Here is a 14515-nt window from a genome sequence, read left to right as displayed (position 1 = left end):
GATGGGTGTTTTCTGCGAACATGGCGCGGTTTTCTGAGGGCGGTACGGGCCCCTCCGACGGGACGGCGGGACGGTCGGGCGACCCGGGAAGGATCGCGCGTTCCCTGGAGGCGCTCGGGCGGCTCTGCGTGCGGCGGCGCCGCGCCGTCTTCGAACTGTGGTTCGTCGTGATGCTCGGCGCCGGCGTCCTCGGCCTCATGCACGGCGGCATGTTCAGCCAGCAGAGCACGCTGCCCGGCACCGAGACCCAGCGGGCCATCGACACGCTCGCCCAGGACTTCCCGGCGATGACCGGCCCGACCGCGACCGTCGTCTTCCACGAGACCCGCCAGGCCACCCCGGGCGACTGGCGCGCCGCGCTCACCATCGGCGAGTCGATCGACAACATCTCGAAGCTCGACCGGGTCGCGTTCACCGAGAACCCCTACGTCCAGGGCATGGGCGGGTTGAAGTCCGACGACGCGGTCGTCGTCCGGCTCAACTTCACCGGGACGATGAGCGACGTCAGCGGGGCCGACCTCGACGAGCTGAACCAGGCCGTCGCACCCGCGCGGATGGCCGGGCTGGACGTGAAGTTCGGCGGCATCGTCGCGATGATCCTCAACCAGCCGAAGGGCGGCCCGCAGGAGGGCGTCGGGATCTTCCTGGCGATGGGCGTGCTGCTGCTGGCGTTCGGGTCGTACTTCGCGGCGGGCATCCCGATCCTGGTGTCGCTCTGCGCCCTGGCCGTCTCGTACTCGCTGATCCATTTCCTGGCGTCGCTGTTCCAGATCGCGCCGACCGCGCCGATGGTCGCGGCGATGCTCGGCATCGGCGCCGGAATCGACTACGCGCTGTTCATCGTCACCCGCTACCGGCAGCAGCTCGCCGAGGGCGACGACGTCGAGACCGCGGTCGGACGCGCCATGGCCCACTCGGGGCACGCCGTCGTCTTCGCCGGCGGCACCGTCGTGTTCGCGATCTGCGGGCTGTTCCTGTCCGGGATCGCGTTCGTCGGGCGGATCGGGCTCACCACCGCCCTCGCGGTCGCCATCATGGTCGTCGCCGCGCTGACCCTGCTGCCCGCCATCCTGGGGTCGCTGGGGGAGCGCATCGACCGGTACAAGCTGCCCCGCGTCCGCCCGGACCGCAGTTCGCAGCGCTGGATGAGGTGGGGACGGCATGTCGACCGGCATGCCTGGCCCTACGCGATCGTCGCGGCCCTCGTCCTGCTGGCGCTGTCCGTCCCCACGCTCAGCCTGCGGTTCGGTGTGATGGCCGACAGCATGGCCTCGCCGGAGATGGAGACCCGGCAGGCCTACGACATCGTCGCGGAGGAGTTCGGCGCCGGGCACTACGGCCCGTTCGTGGTCGTCGCGAAGATGCCCGGGGAGGAGAAGCGCGACAAACCGAAACGGGCGGTGCCCACGGTCGACGGGATGCAAGGCCTGGCCGGTCTCACCGGGCCCGCGGTCCCCGCACCGAACCCGTCGCCCACCGAGCAGTCCCGGCCCAAGGGCGCACCCGACACGAGCAAGAAGCCCGACGAGCGCGCGGTCCTCGTCGCGCAGGAGTTGAGGCGGGCCCTGTCCGAGGCGCCCGGCGTCGTCTTCGTCGGCGAACCCGTCGTGACCGGGACGACCGCGATCCTGCGGGTCACACCGCGGGACGCGCCCCATGCCGAGACGACCACCGATCTCGTCCACCGGTTGCGGAGCGTGGAGATCCCCGAGGTGCGGGACGCGCATCCGGACGCGGAGATCTACCTCGGCGGCGAGAACCCCGCGATCATCGACCTGGCCGAGACGGTCGGGGACCGCATGCTGACGGTCGTCGTCGCGGTCGTGGGCGTCGCGCTGCTGCTCCTCGTCATCGCCTTCCGGTCGATCGTCGTCCCGGTGAAGGCGGCGCTGATGAACCTGCTGTCGATCGGCGCCTCCTTCGGCGTCGTCACGGCCGTCTTCCAGTGGGGCTGGGGCATCAACCTGCTCGGCCTCGACCAGGCCATCCCGATCATGTCGTTCATCCCCCTGTTCATGTTCGCGCTGATCTTCGGGCTGTCCATGGACTACGAGGTGTTCCTGCTGTCGCGGATCAAGGAGGAGTACGAGCGGACGGGCGACCCGCACGAGTCCGTCGTGATCGGGATCGGGGCCACCGCCCGGCTCATCACCTCGGCCGCGCTCATCATGATCTTTGTGTTCGCCAGCTTCGTCCCGCAGCCCGACCCGATGGTCAAGATGATGGCCCTCGGCCTCGCGGTCGCCGTCGCGGTCGACGCCACGATCGTCCGGCTCGTCCTCGTCCCGGCGCTGATGAGCCTGCTCGGCCACGCCAACTGGTGGTGGCCGGGCCGGGGCCGCCCCGCCGTCCCGTCCTCCCCGCCGCCGCCCCCGGAACCGGCGAGCGAACAACTGGAACTGGAACTGACCCACTGACCCGCCGCCCGGTGCGAGTCCGCGCCCGCAGCGGGGCTAGGTGCGGCGGCGGGTCAGGGCCCTCTTGACGGCGAACGCCCACCCGGCGACTCCGGCGGCTCCGAGGAACAGGAACAGCACACCGAGGCCGTAGGACTGCCAGCCGGCGTCCATCCGGTTCTTGGGGCCGTCCAGGCGGGTGGCGTAGTCGGGGTCGACGAGCAGGACGACTCCGGCGAACAGGATGGTGGCGGGCAGCGTCCATGCGAGGGCTCCGCACAGGTCGGCGAACCACCCGTTGGAGAGCAGCCCGCCGAGCAGCAGCGGAACGCCCATGCCGGCCCACAGCACCGCCGAACGCCAGTCACCGATGCCGGTCGCGGCCCGGCCGACGGCCAGGACGCCGCAGCCGAGCAGGATGAATCCGAGCACGCGCATCCCGATGTCCGGACGCTCGGTGTCGGTCACGGTATCTGCTCGACCCTGACACCCGGCACGCTCTCGTACACCTCGGGTTCCGCGGTGATCAGCGGCCAGCGCCGCCAGCGCGCGGACCAGGCGGCCTGCGCCGCGTCCATCCCGAGGGTGGGGATCGTGGTGACGAGCAGCCCGGTCTGCTGGGCGATCACGTCGTCGAGGTCGTCCACGTGCACGACCTGCATGCCCGGCAGCCGTTCGAGGACGGCGCGGCCGTGGTCGGGGACGAGCTGCCAGGCACGCGCCAGCGACGTCGCGGGGATGACGATCGTGGCGTGCTGGGCGATGGAGGCGCGCAGCCGGGCGCGGACATAGATCGTCTTGCCGGTGGCGAGGTCCAGGAGAGCGGTCGCGTCGAAGACGTGACCGGTGATCACGCGACGTCCCGGCGGTCCGGGACGCCACGTTCGACGAGCCTGTCCACCATGGCCTGCTCGTCCGGACTCGGCGGGCCGAACAGGTCGTCGATGGTGGACGCGTCCCGCAGGAAGGCCAGCTTGAGCCGCGCCCCGTCAGCCAGGAACCCGGACACCGAGGCGATCTTCTTCTCCTCGGCGAGCCCCTGCAGCGTGGCGGCAAGCTCATCGGGGAGCGTGATGTTGAGTCTCGCCATGGGCCACACAATACACACTCGCGACCCCCGCAGTGTGTATTCGCTGTGGTTCAGGTCACGGAATCATCACGCGCAGGACGCTCGCGGCGGCGTCTCACGGACTGAAATTCAGGTGGGAATGTCCGATCCGGGTGGCATGCTTGTGACGTGAGCCCACGTGTGATGAGTGCCCTCCTGGTCGGCCGGTCGGCCGAGTTGGGCGAACTGGAGGACGCGCTCGCCGGGGCACCCGGGGCCGTACTGCTCGGCGGTGACGCCGGGCTCGGCAAGACCCGCCTGATCCGCGAGTTCACCCGGTCCGTGGAAGGCGCGAGCGGCGGTGGGCACGCCACCGTCCTCACCGGCGGCTGCCTTGAGCTCGGCTCCGACGGCCTGCCCTTCGCGCCGTTCACGACCGTTCTCCGCGGGCTCGTCCGCGACATCGGCATCGACGGCGTCGCCGGGCTCGTCCCGCGCGGTGACACCGGCGGCCTCGCCCGGCTGCTGCCCGAGTTCGGGGAGCCGGAGTCCGACGCCGCCTCCGGTGAGGAGCGCGCACGGCTGTTCGAGGTCATGCTGACGCTGCTGGAGCGGCTCGCCGAACGCGGCCCGGTCGTGCTGGTCATCGAGGACGCCCACTGGGCCGACCGCTCCACCCGCGACCTGCTGGCCTTCCTGATCCGCAACCTCGGCGTCGCGCCGGTGCTGATCGTCGTCACGTACCGGTCGGACGAACTGCACCGCACCCATCCGCTGCGTCCGCTGCTCGCCGGGCTGGAGCGGGTCGAGCGCGTCCGGCGGCTGGAGATCGCACCGCTGTCCCGCGCCGACGTGGCCGCGCTCGTGGCCGAGATTCTCGGGGACGAGCACCGCCAGGTCCCGCCGGGCCTCGTCGAGCGGGTCGCCGCCCGCAGCGAGGGCAACCCGCTGTTCATCGAGGCCCTGCTCGACGACGACGGCACGATGGCGTGCGAGCTTCCCGAGTCGCTGCGCGATCTGCTGCTGGCCGGGGTGCAGCGGCTCCCCGAGGAGACGCAGGACGTCCTGCGGGACGCCAGCGGCGGCGGCACCCGCATCGACCACGCGCTGCTGGCCACCGTCACCGGGCTCGGAGACTCCGCCCTGACCCGGGTGCTGCGCCCCGCCGTCGCCGCCAACGTGCTGGTCGTGGACGGCGACGGCTACGCGTTCCGGCATGCCCTGATCCGCGAGGCCGTCCACGACGACCTGCTGCCGGGCGAGCACACGCGGCTGCACCGGCGCTATGCCGAAGCCCTGGAGGACGACCCGTCGCTCGTCCCGCCCGGGCGGCTCTGGGTCGAGCTGAGCCACCACTGGCAGGCGGCCCACGACAGTACGTGGGCGCTGGTCGCGTCCTGGCGGGCCGCCGCCCACGCACGCAAGGCCCTCGCCTACGCCGAGTGCCTGACGATGCTGTCGCGCGTCCTCGAAATGTGGGACCGGGTTCCGGACGCGGCGGAACGCATCGGCGCCGACCACGTCACGGTCCTGGAGAAGGCCGCGTCCGCCGCCGACGAGGCCGGCGAGTTCGACCGCGGCATCAAGCTCGTCACCGCGGCCCTCCGCGAAGCCGAGGCCGGAGCCGAAGCCGGGGCGGGTCCGCTCGACCCGGCCCGCGCGGCGGTACTGCTGGAGCTGCGCGGCCGCATGCGCAATCAGATGGCGCGCCCGGGCTTCGTCGAGGACCTGCGGGCCGCGGTGGCGCTGCTGCCGCCCGACCCGCCGACCGCCCTGCGCGCGCGGGCACTGGCCACGCTGGGGAACTACGTCCGCCTCACCACCGACATCGGTGAGGCCCGCAAGGTCGCGGCCGAGTCCCTGGCCGTCGCGCGGGCGCTCGGCGACCCCGTCACCGAGACGGAGGCGCTGATCACACAGTTCTGCGCCGACGTCGACTACGAGAACGAGACCGGAATCACCGAGGTCGGGCGGACGGCCGAGAGCTGCGGCGACCACCGGGTCCTGCTCCGCTACTACGTGATCAAGACGCATTTCCTGGAGGGCGCCGGCCGGCACGAGGAAGCCGCCGCCGTCGCCGGACGCGGCATCGAACTCGCCCGCGAGCACGGCGTGGCCCGCACCCAGGGCACGTTCCTGTCCATCAACCGGGCCGAGCCGCTCGTCTCGCTCGGCCGGTGGGACGAGGCCGTCACCGTGCTGAACCGCGCCATGGAGCAGGACCCCGCGGTCACGACCCGCACGTCGCTGCTCGTCCTGTCCGGCTGGATGGCGCTGTCGCGCGGGGACCTGGACACCGCCAAGGAGCGGCTGGTCACGTCCCGCGACATCATGAACCTCAAGATGAAGTGGCTGAAGACGCAGGACTACTTCGCCACGCTCTGGCTTGAGGCGAACGTGGCACTCGCCGAAGGACACGCCGAGGAGGCCCTGGACGCGGTGCGTCCCGTCCTCGACCACGCGGGCCTGCCCGACGACGCCCGCTACGCCTGGCCGGCGCTGGTCACCGGCGCGTCGGTCTGCGCGGAGCTCGGCCCCGCCGCCGCGGGCGACCTGCGGCGGATCGAGGAACGCGCCGCCGGCCTCGACGTGAAGGGCCCGCTCCAGCGGGCGCACTGCCTCACGTTCAGCGCCGAACTGGCCCGCGCCCGAGGCGTTCTCGACCTGGCCGCCTGGGAGGAGTCCGCGGCGGCGTGGGAGGCGCTAGGCAACCCGTACTACCGGGCGCGTGCGCTGTTCCACGCTGCGGAGGCCGCGCTGGCGTGCGGCGACCACGATGCGGCGGCGTCCCGGCTGCGGACGGCGGCGGAGCTGGCGGGCGGCCTCGGCGCCGCCCCGCTCGGCGAGCGCGTCGCGGACCTGCTGCGCCGCACCCGCACCCCGCGCGGCGGCGAGACGTCCGCGCCGCTCGGGCTGACGCCGCGCGAGTACGAGGTGCTGCGCCTGGTCGCGGAGGGCCGCAGCAACCGCGACATCGCCGAGGCGCTGTTCATCTCGGCGAAGACGGCCAGCGTGCACGTCTCCAACATCCTCGGGAAGCTGGACGTGGCGAGCCGGGGCGAGGCCGCCGCGACCGCGCACCGCCTGGCGCTCTTCGCCGCACCCGCCGGACGTGACACCGCCGGACGTGACACCGCCCGGAACGGACGGGGCGCCGCGTCCGTGATGTGATTCGGTGGCGGGGATCTCCCCTCCGCAGGACCCCCGCCCCCGAACCGTCGGACCACACGGGAACTTCGTGGCCGGCCTTCACGCACCCGGTCCGCGGAAGCAGGCGGTGCTTCTCCGCCAGGAGAGGCGGCCCGTGACCGCTCCGGCCAATGCCCAGTGTCCTGCCGAAGGGCCGCGGCGTACCGGAGGACATACCGATGCCGGGGACAGGAAAAAAGCGACGGGGACGGGCCACGTTCCGTGACCCGTCCCCGTCGGCGTCCTCGTTCTCACGGCCTCGTCAACGGCTTCGGCCGCGTCCCGCCCGGGACCCGGCCGTGTCAGCGGGGGACGCGGGCGACGCAGAACACCGTCTGCCCGAACGGCGGCTTGACCACGCGTTCGATGGTGCGGGTGAGCGGCACGACCGTCCGGTCGTAGATCTTGACGAGCTTCGGGTCGGGGTAGCCGGCGCCGCCGCGGCGGACCGCGAACCACCAGGCGATCCCGCCGAGGAAGTTGATCGGCTTGAGCACCTCGGGGACGAGCCCGGCCTCGCGGACGGACGCCTCCAGCGTCGCCGGGGTGTACCGGGTGACGTGCCCGACCTTGCGGTCGAAGTCCCCGTACAGCTGCATGTAGCCGGGCACCCAGATGACGATCCGTCCGCCGGGCTCGGTGACGGAGGCGAGGTCGCGCAGCGCCTGGACGTCGTCCTTGATGTGCTCCAGGACGTTCATCATCACGACCGTGTCGACCTTGCGGCGGATCTCGATCTCGGCGGGCAGCGCCAGGTCGATGACCTCGACGTCGCCGTCGCCGTCGTAGCGCTTGCGCAGCTCACCGACGCAGTACGGGTCGTTGTCGCTGACGACGAGGTAGTCGAGGCGTCCGGCGAACTGCTCGGAGAAGTGCCCGAGACCCGAGCCGACCTCCAGCATGGACCGCCCGACGTGCGGGGCGACGGTCTCGTACTCGTACTTGCGGTAGTTGCGGGCCTCGTCCCCGCCCAGATGGTTCTCCAGTGCCCCTTCCCCGGCGGCGGGCTGGACGACGTCCCCGCCCGCGTCGTCACCCGCGGCGGGCGCGGCGGCCGGGCCGGCGGGCCGCTTCTGCCGGCTGCCGACAAGGTTGAGGAGGGTGCCTGCGATGGACTTCTTCTGACCAGGTGACTGCATACTTCCCGCTCGCTGGGTGCGTTGGCGCTGTGCGTTGGCGCTCGGATTCTCGTTCGCCGGACCGGATGACCTGATCCGCTCGGGACGGTCCGATCTCAGGCGCGAAGATCGGGCCAGTCTACCCAGCCGCGGGCGCCGGGCGCCCGGCAGTGCCCGAACACCGCGCGCCGCACGGCATGCGCGCAGCGCGGCGCACGGCATGGGCGCGGCAGGCGTCCGGCCCACCGCCCCGGCGCGTTCTCACTGGTCAGCCGATGGTGCGGTGGACGTCCTCCCGCTCGCTCGCACCCGGTTCGGACGGCGCGATCCACGGCCCCGGAATGGACGGGTCGAGGACGCCTTCCTCCACCCAGGCGAAGTCGCCCGCGAGGACGGCCCGCGCGAGTTTCACGTCCGTCGCGTCGGTGTTGCGCCACAGGCCGTCGAACAGTTCGTCGACGCGGACGCGCGACTGCCGGCAGAACGCGTCCGCGAGCAGCACCGCCGACGCGCCGGGCGCCGTCGCCGGGCCCTCGCCGTCCCGGCCGGCGCTGCCGAGCGGGCCGTCGGCCGACGCGTCGGCGTGCGCGCGGACGCACACCGCGCTCATCGCGTACAGCTCGGCGCCGATGTCGACCATCCGGCCGAGGAAGCCCTGCCGCTGCTCCAGGCCGCCCTGCCAGCGCCCGGCCGCGTAGAAGATCGAACGGGCCAGCTTGCGGGACGCCCTCTCGACGTACCGCAGGTGCTTGGCCAGCGCCCCGAACTCGGCGTAGGACTTCGGGCGCTGCCCGGCCCCGGTGACGAGCGTCGGCAGCCACCGCGCGTAGAACCCGCCCGCCTTCGCCGCCGCCCGCGCCTTCTGCCCGGTGGACGCGTCCGGGTCGATGATGTCGCCGGCGACCGACAGGTGCGCGTCCACCGCCTCGCGGGCGATCAGCAGATGCATGATCTCGGTGGAGCCCTCGAAGATCCGGTTGATGCGCAGGTCGCGGAGGACCTGCTCGGCGGGCACCCCGCGTTCGCCGCGCGCCGCGAGCGACTCGGCCGTCTCGTAGCCGCGGCCGCCGCGGACCTGGATCAGTTCGTCGGCGGCCCGGCACGCCATCTCCGACGACCACAGCTTGGCCAGCGCCGCCTCGATGCGGATGTCGTTGCGCTCGTCGTCGGCGAGCTGGCTGGACAGGTCGAGCATGGCCTCCATCGCGTACGCCGTCGCCGCGATGAACGCGATCTTGCGGGACACGGCCTCGTGCTCGCCGACGGGCCGGCCCCACTGCACCCGCTCCTTCGACCATTCCCGCGCGATCCTGGCGGCCCATTTGCCGCTCGCCGCGCAGATCGCGGGCAGCGACAGCCGCCCGGTGTTGAGCGTGGTCAGCGCGACCTTCAGGCCGGCGCCCTCCTTGCCGATGAGGTTCGCCTTCGGGACGCGGACGTCGTGGAACCGCGTGACGCCGTTCTCGATGCCGCGCAGCCCCATGAACGCGTTGCGGTTCTCCACGGTGATGCCGGGCGTGGACATGTCCACGACGAACGCGGAGATGCCGCCTCGGCGCCCCTCCGCCTTCGGGACGCGCGCCATGACGACGACGAGGTCGGCGATGACGCCGTTGGTCGTCCACAGCTTGACGCCGTTGAGGACGTAGTCGTCGCCGTCGGGGACGGCGGTGGCGCGCAGCCGGGCCGGGTCGGAGCCGACGTCGGGCTCGGTGAGCAGAAACGCGCTGACCTGCTTGGCGCAGCGCGGCAGCCATTCGTCGATCTGCTCCGGCGTCCCGAACAGCTTGACCGGCTGCGGGACGCCGATGGACTGGTGCGCCGACAGCAGCGCGCCGAGGGCGGGGCTGACCGACCCGACGACCATCAGGGCCCGGCCGTAGTACAGCTGGCTGAGCCCGAGCCCGCCGTACTTCTCCGGGATCTTCATGCCGAGCGCGCCGAGGTCGCGCAGGCCTTCGATGACGTCGTCCGAGATGCGCGACTCCCGCTCGATGAGTGCCGCGTCGATCTTGGTGGCGCAGAATTCGGTGAGCCGCGCGAGGAACTCCTCGCCCTTGCGCCGGGCCTCCCCGGCGGGGCGCGGATGCGGGTGGATCAGGTCGAGTCGGAAGTCGCCGAGGAAGAGCTGCTTGCCGAAGCTCGGCAGCCGCCATTCCGTCTCGCGCGCCTCCTCGGCGACCTTCCGGGCGGTCCGCTCGTCGACGTGCGCGTGGCTGCTCTGGCTCATGCGTCCTCCCTCGGGCGGGGACGCCCCCCACGTCCCCGATTCGGATCCGCTGGTCTCGGGTCCTCGGATGCGACGTGCCGCTGCCTCGAAGTTACTCTCCGGTTGTACTTCTGAGTAGTCCCATGCATGTGATCGCCATTTCCCGTGGCCGAACCGGGAAACCCTCCCCGGGCCGGCCGCGGAAGTGATCCAATGGACCGAACCGTCACCAAAGGCCATTGTCCGGACCAGGCCAGAGGGGTTCGCTGTACGTAATGGATGAGACACGCAAGCCCACTCTCATCGCCTCCGTGCAGCGTGCGCTGCGACTCATGGAGGTGGTCGCGTCGCATCCGAGCGGCGCGCCCGCCAAGCAGCTCGCCCGCGAAGCCCGGCTCCCCCTCGCCACCGCCTACCACCTGCTGCGCACCCTCGCCCACGAGGGCTATGCGACGCGCCTGTCCGACGGTGCCTGGGTGCTGGGCGAGCGGGTCGAGTCCCTGCACGGGCTCAGCAGGACACAGCATCTCCTCGCCCGGATCCGCCCGACCCTGTCGTCGCTGCGGGACGAGCTGGGCGTCGCGACCTACTTCAGCATGCACGTGGACGACGAGATCCGCCTCATCGACATCGCCGACGGCCCGCGCGCACCCCGGGTGGACGTGTGGGTCGGCTTCGAGGACGCCGCGCACGCCACCGCCATCGGCAAGTGCGTGCTGAGCCAGTTCGACGAGGAGCACCGGCGCGACTACCTGTCCCGGCACCCGCTCGTCGACCTGACCCCGAACACCATCACCGACCCGGGACGGCTGTTCCGCTCCCTCGACTCCCCGAGCGGCCTGCAGTACGACCGCGAGGAGTACTCCCTCGGCACCGCCTGCGCCGCCGTCCCGGTCACCGACGCCACGGGCGGCGTCGTCGGCGCGCTCGCCATCTCCTGCCGCCCCGGCAAGCTCCCCAAGGTCGAAAGGTCGGCGCACCGCATGCGCGAGACGGCGGCACGCATCCAGCGCACGATCACCCTCACCCCCTGACGGAGATGACGTAGGTGAGCGCCTCCCGCCGGGGCGGTCCGCACCCCCGACGCGGCGGCTAGGAGATGCGGCGGCGCGTCCAGTGGAAGCAGAGCCCCGTCAGGCCGAGGGTGAGGACGGCGAACACTCCCGTCTCGGCCCACTGGAGCGGCCAGAAGCGGTCGGCGGGCTGGTAGCTCACCTTCTGCTTGTAGCCGAGCTGCGCGATCTTGTCGAAGCACGCCTGCGGCGGGCCCGGGGGCGGCTCGCCGTCCGGCCCCGGGCCCGGCGGGTCACACGCTCTGCCCAACGCGGAACCGGGTATGGCGTCGACGGTGCGGCCGGACGCGTCGATCGTCTCGTTCGAGAGCGTCCAAGCCCCGGGTTCCGCCTGCATCTCTACCTGCATCTTCGCGGAAGGGGAGTCCGGGGGCGCGTTCAGCGTCATCTGCTCAAGGCCCTCGGACGCGATCGCGACGGTCTTGCTCACCGGCGGGATGAGGTGGGGGCGCACCCACAGCGGCATCAGGATCTGGACGGCGACGAACACGACCAGCGTGATCGCCATGGTCGGCAGCAGCCGGCGCACGAGGACGCCGACGGTGACCCCGAGCGTGAAGGCGAAGGCCGCGTAGCCGATCGGGGTGATGCCCCGGGCGTCGAACAACAGCGGCGCCATCCGCGGCGTGCGCTCGGCCAGCGCCTTGTCCAGAGGACCGGACCACCAGCTCGCGGCGAACACGGCGAGCCCGGCGGCGGCCACGGCGGCCAGGCCGACGAGGCCGAGCTTGACGGCCAGCCACCGGGTACGGGAGACGCTCTGGTTCCAGACCAGCCGGTGCGTTCCGTTCTCAAGCTCACGGGTGATCAGCGGCGCACCCCAGAAGATGCCGATGAGCGCCGGGAGGAACAGCACGATGGCGACCAGCGCGCCGAAGTACACCTCATGGTCGACGAAGAACCGCCTGTTGAAGTTCGAGCAGTCGCCGAGGGCGGTGCAGGCCGCGAGTCGGGTGTCGTAGTCGTCGGAGAGACCGGGCCCGGTGACCGCCAGGACGGCGCCGAGGATCGCGAGTCCGCCGAACACCACCGCGCCCTGGACGCGGAACTGCCGGAAGGTCAGCCAGATCATCGGATCGCCTCCAGTGCGGGACGGGTCGGGGCCGGTGCCATGTAGGCCAGGACGAGGTCTTCCAGCCCGATCCGGCCGACCGTCCACGCGGGGTCGTGGATCGGGTCGTCCGTCCGGACGATGAGGGTGCTCTGCCGGTCGGTGTGGCTCTCGGACACGACCTCCTGGCCGGACGGCAGCGTCGCCGGGTCGCGGCGCGGCCCGGTCAGCCGGTGGTGGGCGGCGAGGAGGTCGTCGACGCCCCCGGCCACCCGGACGCGCGAGTCGACGAGCACGATGAGGTAGTCGCAGGTCCGTTCCAGGTCCGACACCAGATGGGACGACAGGACGACGCTCAGCGAGTGCTCGACGGCGGCCTCCAGCAGGCCCTGCAGGAACTCGCGGCGGGCCAGCGGATCGAGCGCGGCGACCGGCTCGTCCAGGATCAGCAGCGCGGGCCGCTTGGCGATGCCGAGGGTGAGGGCCAGCTGGGCCCGCTGCCCGCCGGACAGCTTCCCGGCCCGCTGCGCGGGGTGGAGCCCGAGCCGCTCGATGCGGTCGCGGGCGAGTGCGTCGTCCCACCGGGGGTTGAGCCGCGCGCCGAGCTTGAGGTGGTCGGCGATGCTCAGCCCGGCGTAGGTGGGCGTGTCCTGCGCGACGTACCCGACCTTGGCGAGTTGCTCCGGCCCGCTCGCCGGGCGTCCGCCGAGCACCTGGATGCTGCCTGAGGACGGTGTGAGCTGGCCGACCGCCAGGTTCAGCAGGGTCGTCTTCCCCGCCCCGTTCGGCCCGACGAGCCCGACGACCCGTCCCGCCGGAATGTCGAGCGTGCAGTCGGACAGCGCCCACCGCTGCCCGTATCTCTTGCCCAGTCCCTGGGCCTGCAAGGCCGCGGTCATGCTATGTCCTCCTGACTGGCGGACCGAAAGGTCGTCATGAACAGCGCCTCGATGCTCTCGTCGTCCAGCCCGGCCAGCCGCGCCTTGGCCAGCCAGCGCTTCAGGTCTTGACGCAGCGGGCCGTGCGCGGCGAGCGATTCGCCCGCCAGCGTGCGCGTCACGAACGTCCCGACGCCGGGGCGCGGTGCGACGAGGCCCTCGTGCTCAAGCTCCCGGTACGCCTTGAGCACGGTGTTCGGGTTGATCGCGAGCTGTGCCACCACGTCCTTGACCGTCGGCAGCTGATCGCCCACCCGCAGCAGGTCGAGCCGCAGCGCATGCCGCACCTGCCGGACGAGCTGCATGTACGGCGACACACCCGACCCGGCGTCCAGATGGAACTCGATCACCGCCACCTCCATTTAACTAGGATGCTAGTACTTTAGATGTGTGGCTATAGCGGCTGTCAACGGAGACGACGAAAAGAGGCGGCCGGTCCGCGTGGAACCCGGCGGGGCGCCCGACTACGCGGCGACGTTCGTCGGCACCCGGCTGGACGACGACACCGCTTCGTTGACTGTCTGTTTTGTGCCCGGGGCGTAGTTCGGCGATGCTTAGGGCGTGTCAACGGAGACTCTGAACAGCGCCGCCGAGTTGCGCGCCTTCCTGCACGGCCTGCCGGGCGTGGACCAGGTGGGGGCCGAGGAGCGGGCCGCGCGGCTGGCCACCAGATCCATCAAGACGACGGCGAAGGCCGAGGCGATCGACCTCGCGATCTCGATGGTGGATCTGACCACCCTGGAGGGCGCGGACACGCCGGGGAAGGTGCGGGCGCTGTGCGCCAAGGCCGCCCACCCCGATCCGGCGGACGCGTCCGTGCCGCGGGTGGCCGCGGTGTGCGTGTACTCGGATCTGGTGGACGTCGCCGTCCGGTCCCTGGCGGGGACGGGGGTCGGGGTCGCGAGCGTGGCGACGTCGTTCCCGTCCGGGCGGGCGCCGCTGGAGGCGAAGCTCGCCGACACCCGGGCGGCGGTGGCGTCGGGCGCGGCCGAGATCGACATGGTGATCGACCGGGGCGCGTTCCTGTCCGGTGACTACGCCAAGGTCTTCGAGGAGATCACGGCGGTCAAGGACGTGTGCGGCTCCGCACATCTGAAGGTGATCCTGGAGACGGGCGAGCTGGCCACCTACGACAACGTCCGGCGGGCGTCCTGGCTGGCGATGCGGGCCGGCGCCGACTTCATCAAGACCTCGACGGGGAAGGTGTCGCCGGCGGCGACGCCGCCGGTGACGCTGGTGATGCTGGAGGCCGTCCGCGACTACCGCGCGGCCACCGGACGGCAGGTCGGCGTCAAGCCGGCCGGCGGCATCCGGACGACCAAGGACGCGATCAAGTACCTGGTGCTGGTCAACGAGACCGCAGGCCCGGACTGGCTGACGCCCGAGTGGTTCCGGCTGGGCGCCTCCAGTGTGCTGAACGATCTGCTGATGCAGCGCCGCAAGATGGCCACCGGCGTCTACTCCGGCCCCGACTACTTCACGTTGGACTGACC

12 protein-coding genes are annotated in these 14515 nt (G+C 71.8%); 4 read left to right on the top strand and 8 right to left on the bottom strand.

Features of this window, described 5'->3' with window-relative positions:
* The first annotated feature begins 20 nt into the window (after positions 1–20).
* Positions 21–2417, top strand: a complete 2397-nt coding sequence (locus ACGFK0_RS29405; RefSeq protein ID WP_392910580.1) for an MMPL family transporter — start codon at positions 21–23, stop codon at positions 2415–2417.
* A 36-nt stretch (positions 2418–2453) separates the two neighbouring features.
* Here ACGFK0_RS29405 and ACGFK0_RS29400 read toward each other — a convergent pair whose 3' ends face one another.
* From ACGFK0_RS29400 to ACGFK0_RS29390, 3 genes are read right to left on the bottom strand one after another with little or no spacing between them, the layout of a single operon-like run.
* A complete protein-coding gene (locus ACGFK0_RS29400) occupies positions 2454–2864 on the bottom strand; it encodes a hypothetical protein (protein WP_392910578.1) in 411 nt (136 codons plus the stop codon).
* Complete coding sequence (locus ACGFK0_RS29395) at positions 2861–3250, bottom strand: hypothetical protein (protein WP_392910576.1); 390 nt, start codon at positions 3248–3250, stop codon at positions 2861–2863. The genes ACGFK0_RS29400 and ACGFK0_RS29395 overlap by 4 nt, the downstream gene beginning before the upstream one ends.
* Complete coding sequence (locus ACGFK0_RS29390) at positions 3247–3486, bottom strand: hypothetical protein (protein WP_358455244.1); 240 nt, start codon at positions 3484–3486, stop codon at positions 3247–3249. Before ACGFK0_RS29390 ends, ACGFK0_RS29395 begins: the two co-directional genes overlap by 4 nt.
* A gap of 147 nt (positions 3487–3633) precedes the next feature.
* On the opposite strand from ACGFK0_RS29390, the gene ACGFK0_RS29385 reads away from it, so the two are divergent.
* A complete protein-coding gene (locus tag ACGFK0_RS29385) occupies positions 3634–6615 on the top strand; it encodes an ATP-binding protein (protein ID WP_392910573.1) in 2982 nt (993 codons plus the stop codon).
* A 320-nt stretch (positions 6616–6935) separates the two neighbouring features.
* Here the strand turns inward: ACGFK0_RS29385 and ACGFK0_RS29380 are convergent, their stop codons facing one another.
* Together ACGFK0_RS29380 and ACGFK0_RS29375 are read right to left on the bottom strand one after the other, a co-directional pair.
* On the bottom strand, positions 6936–7772 hold the full coding sequence (locus ACGFK0_RS29380) for a class I SAM-dependent methyltransferase (RefSeq protein WP_392910571.1): 837 nt from the start codon (positions 7770–7772) through the stop codon (positions 6936–6938).
* A gap of 247 nt (positions 7773–8019) precedes the next feature.
* A complete protein-coding gene (locus ACGFK0_RS29375) occupies positions 8020–9981 on the bottom strand; it encodes an acyl-CoA dehydrogenase family protein (protein WP_392910569.1) in 1962 nt (653 codons plus the stop codon).
* 254 nt (positions 9982–10235) lie between these two features.
* Here ACGFK0_RS29375 and ACGFK0_RS29370 point away from each other — a divergent pair, with 254 nt between their 5' ends.
* Complete coding sequence (locus tag ACGFK0_RS29370) at positions 10236–10994, top strand: IclR family transcriptional regulator (RefSeq protein WP_392910567.1); 759 nt, start codon at positions 10236–10238, stop codon at positions 10992–10994.
* 58 nt (positions 10995–11052) lie between these two features.
* Here the strand turns inward: ACGFK0_RS29370 and ACGFK0_RS29365 are convergent, their stop codons facing one another.
* Genes ACGFK0_RS29365 through ACGFK0_RS29355 form a run of 3 tightly spaced genes read right to left on the bottom strand, consistent with a single transcriptional unit; the run spans position 11053 to position 13384 of the window.
* On the bottom strand, positions 11053–12105 hold the full coding sequence (locus ACGFK0_RS29365) for an ABC transporter permease (protein ID WP_392910565.1): 1053 nt from the start codon (positions 12103–12105) through the stop codon (positions 11053–11055).
* Positions 12102–12983: an ABC transporter ATP-binding protein gene (locus tag ACGFK0_RS29360; RefSeq protein ID WP_392910563.1), complete on the bottom strand. Its 882-nt coding sequence runs from the start codon at positions 12981–12983 to the stop codon at positions 12102–12104. The genes ACGFK0_RS29365 and ACGFK0_RS29360 overlap by 4 nt, the downstream gene beginning before the upstream one ends.
* On the bottom strand, positions 12980–13384 hold the full coding sequence (locus ACGFK0_RS29355; RefSeq protein ID WP_392910561.1) for a GntR family transcriptional regulator: 405 nt from the start codon (positions 13382–13384) through the stop codon (positions 12980–12982). Before ACGFK0_RS29355 ends, ACGFK0_RS29360 begins: the two co-directional genes overlap by 4 nt.
* 199 nt (positions 13385–13583) lie before the next feature.
* Here ACGFK0_RS29355 and deoC point away from each other — a divergent pair, with 199 nt between their 5' ends.
* Positions 13584–14513 (top strand): deoxyribose-phosphate aldolase, encoded by a 930-nt coding sequence (gene deoC, locus ACGFK0_RS29350; RefSeq protein ID WP_392910559.1) that lies wholly within the window; start codon positions 13584–13586, stop codon positions 14511–14513.
* The last annotated feature ends 2 nt before the right edge of the window (positions 14514–14515 follow it).

The organism is Spirillospora sp. NPDC048823, assembly GCF_043198445.1.
In the GTDB taxonomy this organism is placed as follows: domain Bacteria; phylum Actinomycetota; class Actinomycetes; order Streptosporangiales; family Streptosporangiaceae; genus Spirillospora.
Note: the sequence above shows the minus strand (reverse complement) of the source record. Positions and strands in the feature narration are given on the sequence as shown.

Coding starts and splice junctions, on each gene's coding strand:
- ACGFK0_RS29355 (WP_392910561.1), bottom strand. CDS start 13,384: ATGGAGGTGGCGGTGATCGAGTTCCATCTGGACGCCGGGTCGGGTGTG.
- ACGFK0_RS29360 (WP_392910563.1), bottom strand. CDS start 12,983: ATGACCGCGGCCTTGCAGGCCCAGGGACTGGGCAAGAGATACGGGCAG.
- ACGFK0_RS29370 (WP_392910567.1), top strand. CDS start 10,236: ATGGATGAGACACGCAAGCCCACTCTCATCGCCTCCGTGCAGCGTGCG.
- ACGFK0_RS29375 (WP_392910569.1), bottom strand. CDS start 9,981: ATGAGCCAGAGCAGCCACGCGCACGTCGACGAGCGGACCGCCCGGAAG.
- ACGFK0_RS29405 (WP_392910580.1), top strand. CDS start 21: ATGGCGCGGTTTTCTGAGGGCGGTACGGGCCCCTCCGACGGGACGGCG.
- ACGFK0_RS29380 (WP_392910571.1), bottom strand. CDS start 7,772: ATGCAGTCACCTGGTCAGAAGAAGTCCATCGCAGGCACCCTCCTCAAC.
- ACGFK0_RS29365 (WP_392910565.1), bottom strand. CDS start 12,105: ATGATCTGGCTGACCTTCCGGCAGTTCCGCGTCCAGGGCGCGGTGGTG.
- ACGFK0_RS29390 (WP_358455244.1), bottom strand. CDS start 3,486: ATGGCGAGACTCAACATCACGCTCCCCGATGAGCTTGCCGCCACGCTG.